This is a genomic window from Chitinophaga filiformis (assembly GCF_023100805.1).
GTDB classification, from domain to species: Bacteria; Bacteroidota; Bacteroidia; order Chitinophagales; family Chitinophagaceae; genus Chitinophaga; species Chitinophaga filiformis_B.
Genome location: NZ_CP095855.1, coordinates 1,249,753 through 1,268,485 on the forward strand (window position 1 = coordinate 1,249,753; position 18,733 = coordinate 1,268,485).

Here is an 18,733-nt window from a genome sequence, read left to right on the forward strand (position 1 = left end):
GTCGGCATTTCCTTGTAAATATCCATTGGTATGGAACGCACATAAATTGCCCGGATATGCATTTGAAATATCCCGGGTTGTATTCGACGTCCCCGGGTTGCACCCCGCGCTACAAACACGGGGACTCCTGACGGAGTCCTATTGTGTTATGTTAATGGCGTTTTTTATAAACACGCGTATGGGCGCTAATGATAATCGTCCCGATTTTGTGCTGTCATATATTACCTTTACATTAACTCCCTGTAACCGACAACTGTTTCTGCTGTTCTCAATGAAGCTTATCCGATATTGTTTAATATTTGCCGTCATTACGCTTAGCACAACGCTCTCCTGTATAGGGCAGGAGCCGGTGACGGTCACTAAATCGCTCGACAGCGCTTACCTGGTGATCCGCCAGGTGACGGTGCAGGGAAATAAGAGAACCCGTACAAATGTGATCCTGCGCGAATTCGGGCTGGTGCCGGGAGATACGATCCGCCTCAGGAATTTGTCCACAGAGCTGGAGTTCAGACGGAAACAGCTGATCAATACCTCACTTTTTCTGAGTGTAAGTGTAAATGTGATGAACTGGCAGGCTGATTATGCGGATATTATGATCACTGTCTCGGAACGATGGTATACGTTTCCAATTCCTATTTTCAGGCTGGCAGACAGGAATTTCAACCAGTGGTGGGTAGAACAGCGGCGTAGCCTGAACAGGGTGAACCTGGGCGTCCGCCTGTTCCAGGACAACCTGACCGGCCGCAACGACGAGGTCAGGGCGGAATTCCAGCTGGGGTACACCCAGCGGGTGGCCCTGAACTATGATCTGCCCTATATTGACAAGGCTTTCAGGCATGGCGTAGGGCTGGTATTCTCCTATAGCCGTAATCGTGAAATCAATGATAGTACGACGGAGAATAAACAGCACTTTTTCCGGCAGGATAAATTTCTGAGGCAGGTATATACCGCCGGTTTTAGCTACAGTTACCGGAAGGCGATCAATACCCGGCACCAGGTGTTCCTGACCTTCAATGCAGAAAAAGTAGGCGATTCCGTTGCGATCCTGAATCCGGCTTACCTCGGGAGCGGACGTACGCGGGTAAGATACCTCAACCTGATGTACAGATTGAGCTATACAAAGGCCGACAGCTGGACCTATCCATTGAAAGGAGTGTTGTTGCAGGCAGAAGCCGAAAAAATGGGCATAGGGCCGCTGGATGATCTAGACCATGTGAGATTGCGGTTGAGGATAGCGCGTTACTGGCATCTTTTCTACAAAACATACGGCTCGCTGGGCCTGCGTACACAGGCTAAACTGCCTGTCGATCAGCCCTACCTGGACCAGAAAGCAATGGGATACCAGGAAGATTATCTCCGGGGGCTGGAATATTTTGTGGTGGATGGTACCAGCTTTTTTATTGTCAGGTCTGCGATGAAAAGAGAGGTCATGAATTTTAAGGTACATCTGCCCCTGGCCCCTGCCAAATTCAGTTCCGTACCTTTCCGTGTGATGCTGAAGGTGTATTCGGATGCCGGTTATTCTTACAGCAGGCAATACGGGCATGGCATGCTGAACAACCGGTTTTTATATACCGGGGGAGTGGGGATGGATATTGTTTCTTTTTACGATTCCTGTCTGCGTGTAGAGTACAGTATAAACCAGTTAGGGCAAAAAGGGCTATTTTTACACACTAAACTGGACATGTAATAGCTGCTTTAGCTGCAGCGATATTAAGAACGATTATGCAAATTGCTATTTACAGCCGAGGATTTGTACCAGAAGACCTGCCCATCATCCAGTTGTTGCTGGACGAGTTAGCGCGGGAGGAAATGGAGCCCGTCATTTATCAACCTTTCTGCGAAGCGCTGCAACCACACATCCGGTACAGCAAATCACCTGCTACATTTTGTTGTGCAGACGACCTGCACGGACAGGCAGACATTCTCGTAAGTCTGGGAGGGGATGGTACCCTGCTGGATACCGTATGTTATGTACGCGATACGAATGTACCGGTACTGGGTATCAATTTCGGAAGGCTGGGATTTCTGGCCAGCATAGGAAAGGACGCGATCAATGCCGTAGTACAGGCATTGAAACAACGTACCTATGTGGTGGATAAACGCGCATTGCTGCACCTGGACTCGAATGTAGGGCTTTTCGGAGAGGTGCCTTATGCGCTCAACGACTTTACCATTCACAAAAAGGATACCTCCAACATGGTGAAGATCCATACCTACCTGAATGGGGAGTTCCTGAACACTTACTGGGCTGACGGCCTGATAGTAGCTACGCCTACCGGCTCCACGGGGTACTCCCTCAGTTGCGGCGGACCGGTGGTATTCCCGGACGCCGGCAGTTTTGTGATCACGCCGGTAGCGCCCCACAACCTCAATGTAAGGCCGATCATTGTGCCTGACAATCATGTGATCTCATTCGAAGTGGAAGGCCGTAGCGACCAGTTCCTGTGTACCCTGGATTCCAGGATGGAGACGATTGATAATACTGTACAGCTGGCAATTAAGAAAGAAGCTTTCACAATCAGCCTGTTACGTCTGGACGACAGCAATTTTCTGCATACTTTGAGGAATAAGTTATTATGGGGGATCGATACGAGGAATAGATTAAAATAAACATATTTACTCAGTTTATTGTTAATTAGCACATTAAGTTTTTTCATTACATTTGTTTGATTTATTTAATACCAAAAGCAGGGATAATCGCGTTTAAGGAATTATCGTCGCGTTAAGCAGTACCGATCTATGGGCAAACCTTACCTTTTTTTCAAGTGTTTCTTAAAGTCCGGCCTCGTAGCAGTGATATCCCTGTTCCTGACGCCCGCCTTTGCGCAGAATGAGCTGACATACACCGGGGAACTGGGTTTTTCAGTAGGCGCGGCTCATTATTTTGGGGATCTCAATACGAGAGGCGCACTTAATGCTCCGAAGCCTTCTATTGGGATTTACTACCGGAAGTACATGAACGACTATGTGGGCGTGAGGGTCCATGGCCGTTTCATGCAGCTGGGGTATTCCGATATTTACAACAACAATGATTTTCAGCGAAGGAGGAACCTGAGTTTTAATACCAACCTGTTCGAGCTGGGAGTACAGGGTGACTTCAACTTTTTCCGGTTTGAACCCGGCTCTCAATATTACCGTTTTACGCCTTACTTCACTGGCGGAGGGTCTCTCTTCTACTTTAACCCTTACGCTTATCTGAATGGTCAGAAATACCGCCTGCAACCCCTGCGTACAGAAGGACAGGGAAGCGCTATGTACCCGGACAGAAAACCTTACAGCCTGGTCTCTTATGCATTTACGCTGGGAGGCGGTTTTAAGTATAATCTGTCCCGCAAGGTGAACCTTGGCCTGGAAGTCCTGTACCGCTTTACACAGACAGACTACCTGGATGATGTAAGCACTACCTATGCGGGGTCCGCTGTCTTTCCGCCTGATGCTCAGGGACATAGCACCGTGGCTTACCTGTTGCAGGACCGTTCTTATGCCACTGGCGACCGTATCGGGGTAGCCGGCAGGCAGCGGGGCAACAGCCGGGATAAGGACCAGTTTGTTACCGCAGAATTGACTCTTGCCATTTTATTTACCTCTTACAGATGTAAATTCTAGTTTCGCAGTCATGGACAGCCTGTTTGCAGTTCAATAAGGGCAATTTGCCTATTTTGTGAATTTTCTATAACAGGTTTTTGGCGTCAAACTGCGATCAGTAAAGGATTTCGCTGTTAAAACTACGTTAAAACCCCCCATCCCCCTTTGCCGGGAAAGGCATAATTCTATTTTTGTATCTTTGCAAACTTTACTAAAAATCTGTATCGATATATAATCCGCCGGAGATACTCATGAGTTTGAAGGACAAATTAGACTTGCAACGGTTACCACGACATATTGCCATCATTATGGATGGAAATGGCCGGTGGGCAAAAGAGCGTGGCCAGGACAGACTTTTCGGACACCATGAGGGGGTCGAAAGTGTCCGTAATATTACCGAGGCCTGTGCTGAATTAGGTATCGGGTATCTTACCTTATATGCTTTTTCTACAGAAAACTGGGACCGGCCCGTTTACGAAGTGAACGGGATCATGGAATTGCTCGTAAATACCATTCGCCGTGAGGTAGCTACCCTCATGAAGAATAATATCAGGCTGCATGTGATCGGGGACATGAACATGCTGCCGGGCAACTGTAAAACGGAGATGGAGGAGGCGATGACCATGACAGCCCAGAATACCGGGCTGAATCTTGTTATGGCGCTCAGTTACAGTGCCCGCTGGGAAATAGTGAATGCGGCAAAGAATATTGCCCAGGATGTAAAAGACGGCAAACTTGCACCGGAGGCAGTAACCCCTGAAATGTGGCAGCGATATCTGTGCACTGCCGCACTGCCGGATCCGGAATTAATGATCAGGACCAGCGGAGAATGCAGGATCAGTAATTTCTTATTATATCAGCTGGCCTATGCGGAACTCTATTTCACGGACACGCGTTGGCCGGATTTCCGCAAAGAACATCTTTACGAAGCCATCCTAAATTTTCAGAACAGAGAAAGGCGCTTTGGCAAAACAAGCGAACAAATACAGCAGAATGAAGAAATTATTTCCTAAGAGCCTACTGGCCATAGTATTATGTTGCAGTGCCGGCATTCGTGTGTCCGCTCAGAACAAGGACACCGTTGCTCCTGCTCCTGACCAGCTACCGGCGGCGGGATTAAGTTTACCACTGGGAAATTCGCAACCACAGCCATATGAAATTGCTGATATCACCATCACTGGTACCCAATACCTGGATAAATCGTTGCTGGTGTCCCTGTCTGGCCTGAACGTGGGTGACAAGATCGTTTATCCCGGCGGTGACCAGTTTGCAAAAGCTATACAGGCTCTCTGGGGCCAGCGTTTGTTTGCTAACGTAGCCATTTATGTTACTAAAATAGAAGACGGAAAGATCTGGCTGGAAATAGACCTGCAGGAACGTCCCCGTCTGAATAACTTCGTCTTCAGAGGCGTTAAGAAATCTGAAACAGAAGAACTGATCAAAAAAGCTGCGCTGCGTAAAGGTTCTGTTGTAACTGAAAGTATGAAGCAGAACGCCATCGGCATAATTTCCAAACATTACGCTGATAAAGGTTTCCGCAATGCTGTAGTGACTATCAACGAGAGAGTGGATACCGCTCAGGTGAATGCTGCCGACCTGGTGATAACCGTGGTGAAAGGCGGTAAAGCGAAAGTGAACGATATCTTCATCATAGGCAATAACAATATCGCCGATTCAAAAGTGAAGAAGAAGATGAAAGGTACGAAGGAACGTACCCGCTTCACGCTTTACCCAGATTCCGAGCCGGTATGGAGTGACTCAGCCGAGCTGCAGGAAAATTACTGGAAGACCTTTGGTTTCCTTTACCCGTCCCGCACACTCGATCAGTTAGATCCTTATTTCCGCTTTAAACTGTTCTCTTCTGCGAAATTCAATGAAGGAAAGTATACAGAAGATAAAGAGAAAGTAATTGCTTATTATAATACACAGGGTTACCGCGACGCGGTGATGGTAAGAGATACTACCTACACTTCCCGTAATGGTGGTGTGAACGTAAGCATGGAGATCAATGAGGGTAAAAAATATTACTTCGGTAATATTACCTGGAAAGGAAACTCCCGCTACAATGACTCCCTGCTGACGCGTGTACTGGGTATCAAGAAAGGAGATGTTTACAACCAGGAGATGCTGTCTAAACGTCTGTTGTCTTCCGAAGGCGGCGACATCGGCGGTATGTATATGGACTATGGTTACCTCTTCTTCCGTGCTGACCCTGTGGAGATCGGTATCCATGGCGATACCATCGACTACGAGATCAGAATTTCCGAAGGTCCGCAGGCAACTATCAAAGAAGTCCGCATCGCCGGTAACGAAAAGACCAATGAACACGTGATCCGTCGTGAGCTGCGTACCCTGCCAGGTGAGAAATTCAGTCGTACAGACCTGATCCGTTCCAACAGGGAGATCGCGAACCTCGGTTTCTTCAACCCTGAGAAGATCGGTATGGATCCTGTACCGAATATCCAGGATGGTACCGTGGATATCAACTATACCGTTGAAGAAAAAGCAAACGACCAGCTGGAACTCTCTGCCGGCTGGGGTGGTTATATCGGTCTGACCGGTACACTGGGTGTAACGTTCAACAACTTCTCCCTGCGTAACATCTTCAGAAAAGAAACATGGGATCCGTTACCAAGTGGTGATGGTCAGAAATTATCTGTTCGTGTGTCTTCCAACGGTAAGGCATATCGCTCTTATAACTTCTCCTTCACAGAACCATGGCTGGGCGGTAAAAAGCGTAACCAGTTCTCTGTGAGCTTCTACAGCAGCTACCAGAACCCGAATGCTTACTCTGCATATATATATGGTAGTACGCTTTCCAACAGCGCTTACTTTAAAGTATTGGGTGGATCCGTGTCCCTCGGTAAACAGCTGAAATGGCCGGATGACTATTTCACCCTGATCTACTCGCTGAACTATCAACAGTACAAACTGAAGAACTATAACTACTTCAATATCCCAGGTTTCAACAGTGGTACTTCCAACAACATCAACATTAAGCTGACACTGGCGCGTTCATCTGTGAACCAGCAGATCTATCCGAGCAGTGGTTCCAACTTTATGTTGTCCGGACAGTTCACACCTCCTTACTCTGTGTTCAATCCTTCAAGGGATTACAAACTGGAGGCTATCAGCGAACAGTTTAACTTCATCGAGTACCAGAAATACCGCTTCAACGCAGAATGGTATGTACCATTGACCAGACCGAAAGGAAGCGACAACAAGGTGTTTGTAATGAAGGTAGCAGCTAAATTCGGTTATATCGGCCGCTACAACAGCCGTACAACATTATCACCATTCGGCCGTTTTGAGCTGGGTGGCGATGGTCTGAGCAACTTCGCTATCTACGACCGTGATATCATCTCCCAGAGAGGTTATCCGGTATATTATACATCCGATCCAAAGCAGAACCAGGAAAGCGGCCAGCCAACAGGTTACGAAGGCTTCACTGTTTTCAACAAGTATGTTATGGAGTTACGTTATCCTTTCAGCCTGAACCCAAGTTCTACCATTTTCGGTCTGGCGTTCATCGAAGCAGCTAACGGTTACAGGGATGTAAAAGACTACAATCCGTTCAGATTGCGCCGTTCTGCGGGTCTGGGTATGCGTTTCTACCTGCCAATGTTTGGTCTGCTTGGATTTGACTATGGTATTGGTTTCGACCGTATCAGGCCGGGCAGTGGTATGAAGGATGCTGCGAAGTTCACTTTCATGCTGGGCTTCGAACCGGAATAATAGATGCCTGCTCAGCCGGCATTACTGCAACGTGTTGAATGACTGATTGGTAGTCAATACCTAAGAAGAGGATGAAAAGTGTTAAGATATGGACATAAAGTAGTAGGTGGGGATGGTGTTTGAATAAATTTTAAATTATATATTGCAAATTCGAACATTGGTTCCAAATTGGCAGGTATTTTGAAAACGAGACATTATGAAAAAAATATCCCTCATTGCCGCCGTTCTGTTTTGTAGTACAATCACGGCTTTTGCACAGCGTTACTGTGTCATAGATACGAAATACATTCTGGACAATGTACCTGACTACAAGGAAGCCCAGACCAAACTGGATGCAGTAGCAGAACAATGGCAGAAAGAAATAGATGCCAAGTTCCTGGAAGTAGATAAGATGTACAAGTCTTACCAGGCGGAACAGGTGATGCTGACAGAAGAGCTGAAGCATAAACGCGAAGAAGAAATAGTAGCCAAGGAAAAAGAGGCGAAGGACCTGCAGAAGAAACGGTTCGGATATGAAGGAGATCTTTTCAAGAAGAGAGAGGAACTTGTAAAACCGATTCAGGATAAGGTCTACAATGCGGTACAAAAGCTGGCTGCACAGAGAATGTATGATTTCGTACTGGATAAATCGGGAGGTATTACGGTGATCTTCTCTGACCCTAAACTGGATAAGAGCGATGACATTTTACGTTCCCTCGGAATAAAGAAGGGCACAGCGGGCGAGTAAATCTTTTAAACCATTTTATAACCTTAGTTTTAGTATTAAAAGTTTTTTAAACACAGACAACATCATGAAGAAGTATGTAATTATTGCTTTCGTGGCAGTTTCAGGATTGTTCAGCGTAAATGCAATGGCTCAGTCCAAGGTTGGACATATTAACGCACAAGCGCTGATAGAGGCTATGCCGGAAGCGCAGACTGCACAGAAAACACTGCAGCAGTTTGCTGAGGAACTGGATAAAGATGGTAAAGGGCTGATTGAAGAATACCAGAAGAAACTGACTGAATTCGATAAAAGTGCAGCAACAATGACTGATAACATGAAGGAGATCAAAACAAAAGAGATCCAGACTGCTCAGAAGAACATCCAGGACTACCAGGAATCTGCACAGCAGAAGATCGAAGCAAAACGTGCTGAGATCCTGAAGCCGATCTACGACAAAGCGCGTAAGGCAATCGAAGATGTAGCTAAAGAAAAAGGTTATGGCTACGTACTGGACAGCTCAGCAGGCGTATTGCTGGTATCACCGGCAAGCGATGACCTGGCGCCGGCTGTTAAGACCAAACTGGGTATCAAATAATTGAATTATACCAAGGTATTAACTTTAACAGATCTGCCCCGGTGCATCCGGGGCAGATTTTTTTAGAAAACACTTTACTATTTGATATTTTTCCCTACCTTTGCCTTCCGTTTTAAAAAACAGGATTCCGCAATCCGGGATAGTGTTTAGTATAGTACAGGTAAAAACAAAATATTAAAATGAAACGTACTTTTCAACCGCATAACAGACGCAGAAAGAGCGTTCATGGCTTCAGAAAGAGAATGGAAACTGCTAACGGCCGTAAAGTATTAGCTTCCCGCAGAGCTAAGGGACGTAAGAAATTAACTGTTTCTGACGAGCGGAAGCTGAAATAAGAAAGAGAGCCACTGCATAACTGCATAGCATTTGTGCTCGCAGTGTTTAAGGCTGGTTCTTGATAGAACAGAATGTATCGCTATTGGGATGATAAATCAGACTTGCCATAAAAACTTATTCTTTTAACAAGGAAGAAAGGTTAAAAAGCAGAAAACTCATTGAAACGCTTTTTCGGGAAGGAAAAGCGTTTTCTGTTTTTCCCTACCGGGTAATTTATATGCCGGTAGATCAGCCCTTGAATAAATACCCCGTACAGGCCGGTTTTAGTGCCTCTACCAGGCGTTTCCCCCATGCGGTGGACCGTAATCGTGTGAAACGTCTTACACGCGAATGCTGGCGCCTGCAAAAGCAGGGATTATACGATGTACTACAGCAACACTCCAAACAGCTGGCCCTCTTCTTCATCTATACCGATAAGAAAATAGCTCCCTATGCTACCCTGCACCACAAAATTTCGGTAATTTTAAAGAAACTGGAAAAAGAGGTAGTGGAATAATGAGAGTCTTTCAATATTTAGGTTACCCGTTTATATGGCTTATCAGGATCTATCAATGGGGTATTTCCCCGCTGCTGGGCGCTAAATGCCGCTATACCCCCACCTGCTCACAATATGGTGTGGAAGCCCTGCAGAAATATGGGCTCATCAAAGGGGGCTACCTGACCATTAAACGGATCTTGTCCTGCCATCCCTGGGGCGGACACGGACACGATCCCGTACCCTGAGTGAACGGGGAGGATAAACTACCTATAGTGGCCAGCCCGAAAAGGGCGCCATGGGCAATAGATAGCGAAGGCAGGCATTACCGCCAGGAAAAGTTCCCCATAGCCGCTGCGACACCAGGAAGACGCTTCATTTATTAGGATAGATCCCAATGTTTAACAGTTTATGTGTAATAGATTAAGTAAATTTCACACCGGAAGAATATTCTCACTCTAACTGAATGACCTATGCGTGCATTTTTTCGCAGAAAAAGAAGAATAGTGCTGGTATTGGTGCTGCTGGTGGCTGGCAGTATGAGTATCATGGCTTATTATAACGAGAAGGACAAATACTTCGAAATAGCCAAGAACCTCGACATTTTTGCCGCCTTTTTCCGGGAGCTGAATACCTACTATGTGGATGACCTGCCCCCCGAAAAACTCATGTATAAGGGCATTGACGCTATGTTGGAAGAAACAGATCCTTATACTGATTTTGTTCCGGAAGAGAACCTGGATGAGCTGAAATTTATGGCCACCGGTAAATACGGAGGCGTAGGGGTGTCTGTCAACACCGATAGTGAACGTACCGTCATCACCGACGTGTATGAAGGCAGCCCGATGGATAAAGCCGGCGTAAAGCCGGGAGATATCATCCTGTCCCTGGACGGTAAACCGACCAAAGGCATGGACCAGGAAGAGATCAGCCGTATACTGAAAGGCGCCCCCGGTTCCACCCTGGCAATGGTGACCAAACATCCCGTTACAGGCGCTGAAAGCAATAAAAAGATCATCAGGGAGGAAATAAATGTAAGGGCTGTAAGCTTTTCCGGTATTACAGGTAGTGATATCGGTTATATCCGGATGACCCAGTTCACAGAGAATAGCGGGCAACTGGTGCAGAGCGCTTTTGAGGAGCTAAAGAAACAATATCCTGCCATGAAAGGGCTGATCCTCGACCTGAGAGGCAATCCCGGTGGTCTGCTGGACGAAGCCGTATCTGTAGCCAATATTTTCGTGGATAAAAATAAACTGATCGTCAGTACCAAAGGAAAAGTAAAAAGCTGGGACAGAGAGTATAAAACAGAAGAACCTGCTGTGGATGCACACATCCCGCTGGTGGTACTGACTAACCGCTCTTCTGCATCGGCGTCAGAGATCGTGGCAGGCGCCATCCAGGACCTTGACAGAGGCGTTATTATCGGTCAGCGTTCATTTGGTAAGGGATTGGTGCAGACTACCCGTCCGCTGCCTTATAATGCAAAACTGAAGGTAACTACTGCCAAATACTATACGCCCAGCGGCCGTTGCATACAGGCTATCGATTACTCGCACCGGAACAGTGAGGGGGAAGTGGAATCGATGCCGGACTCACTTCGCCGTTCATTTACTACCATATCCGGCCGTAAGGTGAAAGACGGAGGCGGTATTGAACCGGATGATGCCGTAGAGCCGACCATGCTCAGCCAGGTAGCCATCACATTACTGCGCAAACAATACATTTTCGACTACGCTACCCAATATTATTATAGTCACCCGAAAGTATCGCCGGCCACTAACTTTGCGCTCAGCGAGGATGACTTTGCAGACTTTCTTAAATACCTCGATGGCCGGAACTATAGCTATAAAACACGTAGCGAAGAGGCACTGGAAAGCTTCCAGGCCACTGCCAGGAAAGAGAAGTATTATGATGCCGTAGCAAAGGAATTTGAGGCCCTGCAGGTAAAAATGAAACATGATAAGAAACAGGACCTGCTCAAAAATAAACAAGAGGTTAAACGCCTGCTGGAAGAGGAGATCGTGAACCGGTATTACATGCAGCGCGGACGTATAGAAAAATCATTGTCCAGCGATAATGAAGTAAATGAAGCCATTGCCGTATTGCACGCACCTGAACGTTACCAGCAATTGCTGAAATAATATTATCTTTTTAAATTAATATAGTAGTCTATAGACAGGAACGCCATGTACCTGTCTGTAGACGTTTCGTTTTTTCCACGGATATATACTACAGAAGAGCCATTATTTTTTAATCGAATGATAACATAACAAGCAGGTCATTATCAATAATTTTATGCCTTCCCGTCAAGAATGTTAGATGTATGAAAGCCAATATATAGATCCTGCTTTGTGGGAAGCTTGCAAAGCCGGAGATAAAGGGGCCTATGCGGATATCTATAAACTGTACTATCCCCGTTTATATAACTACGGATGCAAGTTGACAGAGAATGTTGTCCTCATCGAAGACAGCATACAGGAGATCTTTGTGCTTTTCTGGATGAACCGTGAGCGAATGGCTGCTGTCAGGGAATTCAGAAGTTACCTGTTTGTTTCTTTCCGTCACTGCCTGTTGAGATTATTATCTCAACGTAAACAGGAAGATCTGCTGAATGAGGAACAATATCCTTTCGCACTTGAAATATCTACAGAGCAACAACAACTCGCAAGAGAAGAACAACACGAACAGCTCCAGGCATTGAAGAATGCTATGGAGCGGCTTACCCCACGGCAAAGAGAAGCGATATTCTTCCGCTTTTATGAAAACATGGAATATGAAGAGATTGCAGGCATCCTGCAGATCTCGGTAAAAGCTACTTATAAACTAATGGCCCGCGCCATTGATGTATTACGCGATGCTTATCATGCAATGCCGCTGGTACCGGCTGTGATGACACTGGCTACGCTTGCGGTCGCTTTAGGCAGTCTGCAGTTATCGATCGCTATACTTGGAACGCCGCCAGTACCCAATATTTAACTTTTTTTAAAAAAAGTGTGCTCTCCCTGGGGTAAAATCTCTATCCCCCTGCTCCTGTAATTGTAACAGGCAAAAATGGAGCATCCTACAGACTACACACTTTTTACAACAGAAGATTTTATTAAAGACACAGCCTTCCGGCAGTGGGTAAAATATCCTGATGCAGTAAATGATGCATGGTGGCAGGCATGGCTACAGGCACACCCGCATAAGCTGCAGCAGGTGGAGGAAGCGCGTGCTTTCATCAACAATCTGCAATTCAAAGCGCACATTCCTGATCAGCGTGCAATAACAGCGTCACTGTCGCGTAACCTGTTGTTGATAGAAGCTGCAGAGGGGCAAATTGTCCCCCAGGTAAAAACAGGTGCTGTGAGAAAGCTGTTGTGGTGGGCAGCTGTGGCTGCTGTTATGGTCGGTATCGTAGTGGCAGGTAAGTATTTCGTACCGGGTGCTACCAAAATGACAGTAGTAAAAGGATACGCAGCAGGCGTAAGAAGGGTATGGCTGCCCGACAGTTCATTGGTCAGACTGAATGCCGGCGCCGAACTCTCATACCCTGCTGAATGGAAACCCGGGACCAACCGTGAGATCTGGTTGAAGGGGGAAGCCTTTTTTGACATTAAGCCCTCAGCCACAGGTATGCGTGCCGCAAATGAATTCGTTGTGCATAGTAATAACCTGCTTATTGATGTATTGGGTACATCTTTCAATGTAAGAGAAGGTGCTGCTGCCACAACGGTGACCTTAAATACCGGTAAGATCAAACTCCGTTTCAAAGAGCTGCCGGAAACACCACTCATTCTCAACCCCGGCGATTTTGTACAATACCGGGCCGCCAGCAATAAGATCATCAGAAAGAAGGTAAACCCATCACTATATGCCGTCTGGAAAGAGGAAAGACAACACCTCGAGAAAGTGAGCCTGCAGGATATAGGTCATTACATTGAAGATACCTATAACTATCATGTGAAGATCAGCAGCGCCCGGCTCGCTAAACAGCAGGTATCGGGCAGCCTGAGCGTGAAAGACGAAGTCTCTCTGCTGGAAACGTTATCATTTGCACTAAACCTGAAAATAGAGAAGAAGGGCGATACACTTTTCATACAATCCAGTAACCAATAAAATAATCAGAAATGCTCACAAATCTACCTCTCAGGACCCTGAGCAGCTGTGCCTTATTCTGTGTGTGCCTGATAGCAGGACCTGCCGATGCACAGGACTTCGCGGTATTTAGCCAGCGGGCTGATAACATCAGCGGCTATACGTCCGGGCAGCGCCAAATGCAGACACTGAGACAGATATTGCAGGACATTGAGAAGACGCATGGCGTCAGCTTTCTCTGCAGATCAGAATTATTGGAGATGAAGATTAATAAGGGCAGGGAAACTTTCCGCGAGAAATCTTTCGCACGCATCCTGCTATCATTGATCAAACCTTATGGCTTGGAAATGAAGCAGATCACGCCACGGCAGTTTGCTATTTCCAGCGATGAACAGCCGGGGAATACAAAGGCGCCAAATGCAGACGCATCCAATGTCGCCATGCAGCTTAATAGTGTATGGAGCGGCAGTGACGCTATCAATAACATGCACTGGAAGCGCATACAGGTAATGCGTGTGAGCGGTACCGTAAAAGGCGCCGGCGGTGTTCCTTTACCCGGTGTAAGTGTAGCTGTAAAAGGAAAAGGCAATGGTACCGTTACAGATGTGAACGGACATTTTGAGATCAGTGTTCCGGGCAATGACGCAGTGCTGGTATTCTCTTATGTGGGTTATTTTCAAAAAGAGGTGATCGTTGACGGAGAACAATCCGTGGATGTGGTATTGAACGAAGATACCCGCCAGTTGAACCAGGTGGTGGTAGTGGGATTCGGTACACAGAAGAAGGTAAATCTGACCGGTGCGGTAAGCATGATAGGAGAGAAGGACCTGGCCGGCAGACCGCTAACGTCCATGTCTACCGCCTTACAGGGCCTGATGCCGGGATTGACGGTGGTCAGTAACACGGGCTTTCCCGGCGATCCAAAATCGACCATCAGGGTACGTGGTGTAGGTACAACCAACAATGCGAATCCTTTTATCCTGATAGACGGTGTACCGGGTGATATCAACTTCCTGAACCCTGCAGATATTGAAAGCGTATCTGTACTGAAAGATGCGGCTTCTGCCTCTATCTACGGTTCACGTGCCGCCAACGGTGTGATACTTGTGACCACTAAAAAAGGCAAACTTAACCAGGCGCCAACTGTGAGTTACAATGGCTACTATGGTTTACAACGACCATATGCCATACCTAAGATGATAGGTGCTGCAGAATATATGTCAATGCTTAACGAAGCGCAACGTAATGTCGGTTTGCCGGAGACTTATACTGAGGCTGATATTCAGAAAGCAAAGGATGGCACTGATCCGGATTATTTTGCCAATACTAACTGGCCTGAAGCATTGATCAAAGACCATGCACCCTTGCAGGATCATAACATCAGCCTTAATGGAGGCGCGCAGCATATGTCTTATTACCTTTCTTATGGAAGACAGGACCAGAAAGGATTGGTGGTAGGCGATCAATATAAGTTCCTGCGTAACAATGTCCGTGCAAGAGTGGATGCTTATTCCTTATTTGATATTCTCGACATTGATGCTAATATCGGTTATATAGATCGTACACAGAACCAGCCGGCCGGTGGCACGGACTATAATTCCGGGCCAGTCTATAGCGCGCTGACCATGTCTCCACTGAATCCTGTGAAATTCAAAAATGGTACCTGGGGCTATGGTGGCGGTTCCAGTAATCCGGTGGCGATGGCCACGGATGGCGGGTTTAACAATTTCAAATCGCAGGAGCTGACTGGAAATATTTCCGGTAAACTACACCTGCTTCCACACCTCGATGTTACAGGGCAATACGGTACAAATATCATCAATCAGAAACGCAGTACATTCAACCGCAAGCTGGATTATTATTACCCCGACAGCGGTGAGTTCTGGTATACCAACTCCACCAGCAACAGCCTGGAGATGAGAGATTATACCAGCCGTATGAACAATCTTTCCCTGTTGATCAATTATAACTTCAGTATTCATCAGCATCATGTGAAAGTATTGGGAGGTTATCAACAGGAGACTTTCCGTTACGAATCTTTTTATGCAAGCAAACAGAACTTTGTGAGCGACGATGTACCGGTCTTTAATCTCGGATCCGACAATCCTAACGCTACAGGCGATGCATATCAATATGCTTTACGTTCCTGGTTTGGCCGTGTGAATTATGACTATAAAGAAAAGTACCTGCTGGAATTCAACTTCCGTTATGATGGCTCTTCCCGTTATGCAGCCGGCAGGCGTTACGGCGCCTTCCCTTCAGCTTCAGCAGGCTGGCGTTTTACACAGGAGGAGTTTCTGAAAGGAAACAAATGGCTGAATGAAGGCAAGCTGAGACTCTCTTACGGTAATCTCGGTAACCAGTATGGTGCAGATGGTACTGCTTATTCAGAATGGTATCCGTACCAGGAAGTATTGACAGGTGTATCTACCATGCCTATTGGTAATACGCAGACCCGTGGATTAGCGCAGACAAACCTGGCCAATCCGTTCTTAAAATGGGAAAAAGTGAATATGTTCAACGTAGGTGTTGACCTGGCTTTCCTGAACAACCGTCTCGCTGTTACCGCCGACTGGTTCAACAAGCGTACTATGGACATACAGCTGAAAGTACCACAGCCGGATGTATTAGGCCTTGAAGTACCCGATCAGAATGCTGGTAACGTATCCAATAAAGGATGGGAACTGAGTGTATCCTGGAATGATCATGTGAAAGATTTTACGTACGGTCTTGTTGCACAGCTATCTGATGTAAGGAACAAACTGGAAAACCTGGGAGGAGCGCCACCCGTACTGGACGACAGGATCCGCCAGGTGGGTTATCCTATCGATGCTTTCTATGGATACAGAACAGATGGACTGGCACAGGAATCTGATTTTACAAAAGATGCGGTGACCGGAGCGCTCACGCCCAAATTCGCCATATTCGATGCAGACAGGGGGAAGGTAGGACCTGGTGATATCAGGTACAGGGATCTGAACGGCGACAATAAGATCACGGCAGATAAAGACCGTGAAGTGATCGGTAATGCGTTCCCGCGGTATACCTACTCACTGAGAGGTAACCTGGGCTGGAAGAATATAGATTTCTCCTTCTTCCTGCAGGGCGTAGGCAAGGGGAACGGCTATGTAGCGGGGATAGGCATGCATACTTTCCAGGCATATGGCTCTTATCCGCAGGAAGTGCATAGGGACCACTGGACGCCTGAAAACACAGCTGCCTGGTATCCTCGCTTTACTTTCCTGGATACCCGCAACAGCGGGCGTCTGTCTGACTACTGGTTACAAAATGCGGCCTACCTGCGCCTGAAGAATATCCAGCTCGGCTATACATTTCCAGCACAATGGTTCAGTAAAGCAAGAATACAGCGGATCAGGGCTTATGTATCGGCAGACAATCTGCTGACGAAGACTAAATTCTTTTATGCCTATGATCCTGAAACCATCTCTACCAATGGTGGTGAATATCCACAGGTGAAATCTGTGGTGTTTGGTTTAAACGTCAACTTCAAATAAAAAAAGCCATGCGTCGTAAACATATTTTATACGGTATCCTGATAATAGTGACAGGCTGCGTTGCAGGCTGTTCGAAAGATTTCCTGGATCGCCCGGCACTCGATGCCATTACCAGCGGGCAGTTCTGGAAAACGGAAGCGCAATTGAAACTTGCAGTGAACGGTTGTTACGATTATCTGAAAGGAAAGAATGTGGTCGATATGGAGAATATGGGAGACAACACGATTTATCCTCCTCTGAGTGACTACCTGAATATCTCCACTGGTAATTTTGACTTTACGCTGGGCACGCTCAATTCAGAATGGGTGAATCAGTATAAGGGCATCCGCCGTTGTAATCACTTCCTTGAAAATTATCAGAAGGCACAGGGTGTTAAGGAAAGCACCCTTAAGCAATACGCAGGGGAAGTACGTTTCCTGAGGGCCTTCCTCTACAGCTATCTCAGTTTCTTTTTTGGAGACATACCGCTGGTAACAAACACCCTGAGCATTGGTGATGAACAGGTCTACGGCCCGCGTACACCAAGGGCAGAAGTGGTAGATTTCATATTGCAACAGCTGGACTCTGCCGCAGCAGAACTGCCGGCTACATATGGAGCTGCCGATGCAGGACGTATTACAAAAGGTGCGGCATTGGGCTGGAAGTCGAGGGTAGCATTGTTCTATGGCAAATATGACGTAGCTGAAGCAGCAGCCAGAGCGGTGATGGACCTGAATGTGTATAAACTGTACACTAATGGCAACCCCGCTACGAGTTACAATGAACTGTTCACACACAAGGGGAAGCTGGCCGCAGGGGCTAATAAGGAAACGATGCTGGCTCGTTTATACCTCATCGATATCTCCATGCATAATATGAGCCGTGAAGCGCAGGTGCCCGATCAGACATCCCGCTTCAATCCTACGAGATCGCTTGTGGATGCTTATCTCTGTGCAGACGGTATGCCTGTTGAAAAATCTCCTTTGTATAATGAAAGCGCACAGACTGCATATGGTGATGTATTCCGGAACAGGGACCCGAGGATGACGCAAACCATCCTGGCGCCCGGCGCCACCTGGGGAGGAAAGGATGATGGTGATGCAGATGCAAGTCCTTCAGATATTTACAATCTTCCGAAATTCAATTCAGACAAGAAAGGTTGTGTAACCGCAACAGGCTATTATTTTACCAAGTATGTACAGGTATCTGCAGTAGGTACTTACAATAAAGATCCTAATGATATCCACATTATGCGTTACGCAGAAGTGCTGCTGAACTATGCAGAAGCCAGGGAAATGCAGGGGAAGCTGACGCAGGAAGACCTGGACATCAGTATCAACCTGCTGAGAGACCGTGTCGGTATGCATCATATGATCATCTCCGAACTGGCTGCCTGGGGAATGGACCTGCGTGAAGAAATTCGCCGTGAGAGACGTGTGGAGCTGGCACTGGAAGGGCAAAGGTACTTCGACCTGCTGCGCTGGAAAAAGGGAGACCTGCTGGCACAGGATGTGAAAGGTATGAAGAAGGACTTTGTACCCGATTACATGAAGCCTTATGTAGCCAGCGTACCGGTGGATGCCAGGGGATATATGATCATCAATACCAATCGTCGTTTTGCTGATCCTAAGAATTATCTCTGGCCCGTACCATTGACGCAATGGCAACGTAATCCCGCGCTGGGGCAGAATCCGGGATGGGAGTAATGACAAATATGATTTAAA

At 46.8% G+C, this 18,733-nt stretch carries 15 protein-coding genes; all 15 read left to right on the forward strand.

The window, feature by feature from the left end; translation table 11 throughout:
• The first annotated feature begins 271 nt into the window (after positions 1-271).
• The 15 genes from MYF79_RS05230 to MYF79_RS05300 all read left to right on the forward strand — a co-directional run bounded on the left by MYF79_RS05230 (position 272) and on the right by MYF79_RS05300 (position 18,715).
• On the forward strand, positions 272-1,690 hold the full coding sequence (locus tag MYF79_RS05230) for a BamA/TamA family outer membrane protein (protein WP_247812868.1): 1,419 nt from the start codon (positions 272-274) through the stop codon (positions 1,688-1,690).
• 35 nt (positions 1,691-1,725) lie between these two features.
• Positions 1,726-2,613: an NAD kinase gene (locus MYF79_RS05235; RefSeq protein WP_247812869.1), complete on the forward strand. Its 888-nt coding sequence runs from the start codon at positions 1,726-1,728 to the stop codon at positions 2,611-2,613.
• A 129-nt stretch (positions 2,614-2,742) separates the two neighbouring features.
• Positions 2,743-3,609, forward strand: a complete 867-nt coding sequence (locus MYF79_RS05240) for a DUF6089 family protein (RefSeq protein WP_247812870.1) — start codon at positions 2,743-2,745, stop codon at positions 3,607-3,609.
• A 230-nt stretch (positions 3,610-3,839) separates the two neighbouring features.
• Positions 3,840-4,601: an isoprenyl transferase gene (locus tag MYF79_RS05245; protein ID WP_199654663.1), complete on the forward strand. Its 762-nt coding sequence runs from the start codon at positions 3,840-3,842 to the stop codon at positions 4,599-4,601.
• Positions 4,582-7,323, forward strand: a complete 2,742-nt coding sequence (locus tag MYF79_RS05250; protein ID WP_247812871.1) for an outer membrane protein assembly factor — start codon at positions 4,582-4,584, stop codon at positions 7,321-7,323. The genes MYF79_RS05245 and MYF79_RS05250 overlap by 20 nt, the downstream gene beginning before the upstream one ends.
• A 196-nt stretch (positions 7,324-7,519) precedes the next feature.
• Positions 7,520-8,050, forward strand: a complete 531-nt coding sequence (locus MYF79_RS05255; RefSeq protein ID WP_199654665.1) for an OmpH family outer membrane protein — start codon at positions 7,520-7,522, stop codon at positions 8,048-8,050.
• A 64-nt stretch (positions 8,051-8,114) separates the two neighbouring features.
• Complete coding sequence (locus MYF79_RS05260; RefSeq protein ID WP_199654666.1) at positions 8,115-8,624, forward strand: OmpH family outer membrane protein; 510 nt, start codon at positions 8,115-8,117, stop codon at positions 8,622-8,624.
• A gap of 179 nt (positions 8,625-8,803) precedes the next feature.
• The gene (gene rpmH, locus MYF79_RS05265; RefSeq protein ID WP_012788729.1) at positions 8,804-8,959 is read left to right on the forward strand and encodes a 50S ribosomal protein L34; all 156 of its coding nucleotides are present in this window, start codon (positions 8,804-8,806) and stop codon (positions 8,957-8,959) included.
• Positions 8,960-9,117: 158 nt separating this feature from the next.
• Positions 9,118-9,456, forward strand: a complete 339-nt coding sequence (locus tag MYF79_RS05270; RefSeq protein ID WP_247815079.1) for a ribonuclease P protein component — start codon at positions 9,118-9,120, stop codon at positions 9,454-9,456.
• Positions 9,456-9,683 (forward strand): membrane protein insertion efficiency factor YidD, encoded by a 228-nt coding sequence (yidD, locus tag MYF79_RS05275; RefSeq protein ID WP_199654667.1) that lies wholly within the window; start codon positions 9,456-9,458, stop codon positions 9,681-9,683. Before MYF79_RS05270 ends, yidD begins: the two co-directional genes overlap by 1 nt.
• Before the next feature lie 225 nt (positions 9,684-9,908).
• Positions 9,909-11,579: a S41 family peptidase gene (locus MYF79_RS05280; RefSeq protein WP_247812872.1), complete on the forward strand. Its 1,671-nt coding sequence runs from the start codon at positions 9,909-9,911 to the stop codon at positions 11,577-11,579.
• A 178-nt stretch (positions 11,580-11,757) separates the two neighbouring features.
• Positions 11,758-12,414, forward strand: a complete 657-nt coding sequence (locus tag MYF79_RS05285) for an RNA polymerase sigma factor (RefSeq protein ID WP_247812873.1) — start codon at positions 11,758-11,760, stop codon at positions 12,412-12,414.
• Between the two features lie 75 nt (positions 12,415-12,489).
• On the forward strand, positions 12,490-13,536 hold the full coding sequence (locus MYF79_RS05290) for a FecR family protein (protein ID WP_247812874.1): 1,047 nt from the start codon (positions 12,490-12,492) through the stop codon (positions 13,534-13,536).
• A gap of 11 nt (positions 13,537-13,547) precedes the next feature.
• Positions 13,548-17,030, forward strand: coding sequence for a SusC/RagA family TonB-linked outer membrane protein (locus tag MYF79_RS05295; protein WP_247812875.1), 3,483 nt, complete (start codon positions 13,548-13,550; stop codon positions 17,028-17,030).
• 8 nt (positions 17,031-17,038) lie between these two features.
• Positions 17,039-18,715 (forward strand): RagB/SusD family nutrient uptake outer membrane protein, encoded by a 1,677-nt coding sequence (locus tag MYF79_RS05300; protein ID WP_247812876.1) that lies wholly within the window; start codon positions 17,039-17,041, stop codon positions 18,713-18,715.
• The last annotated feature ends 18 nt before the right edge of the window (positions 18,716-18,733 follow it).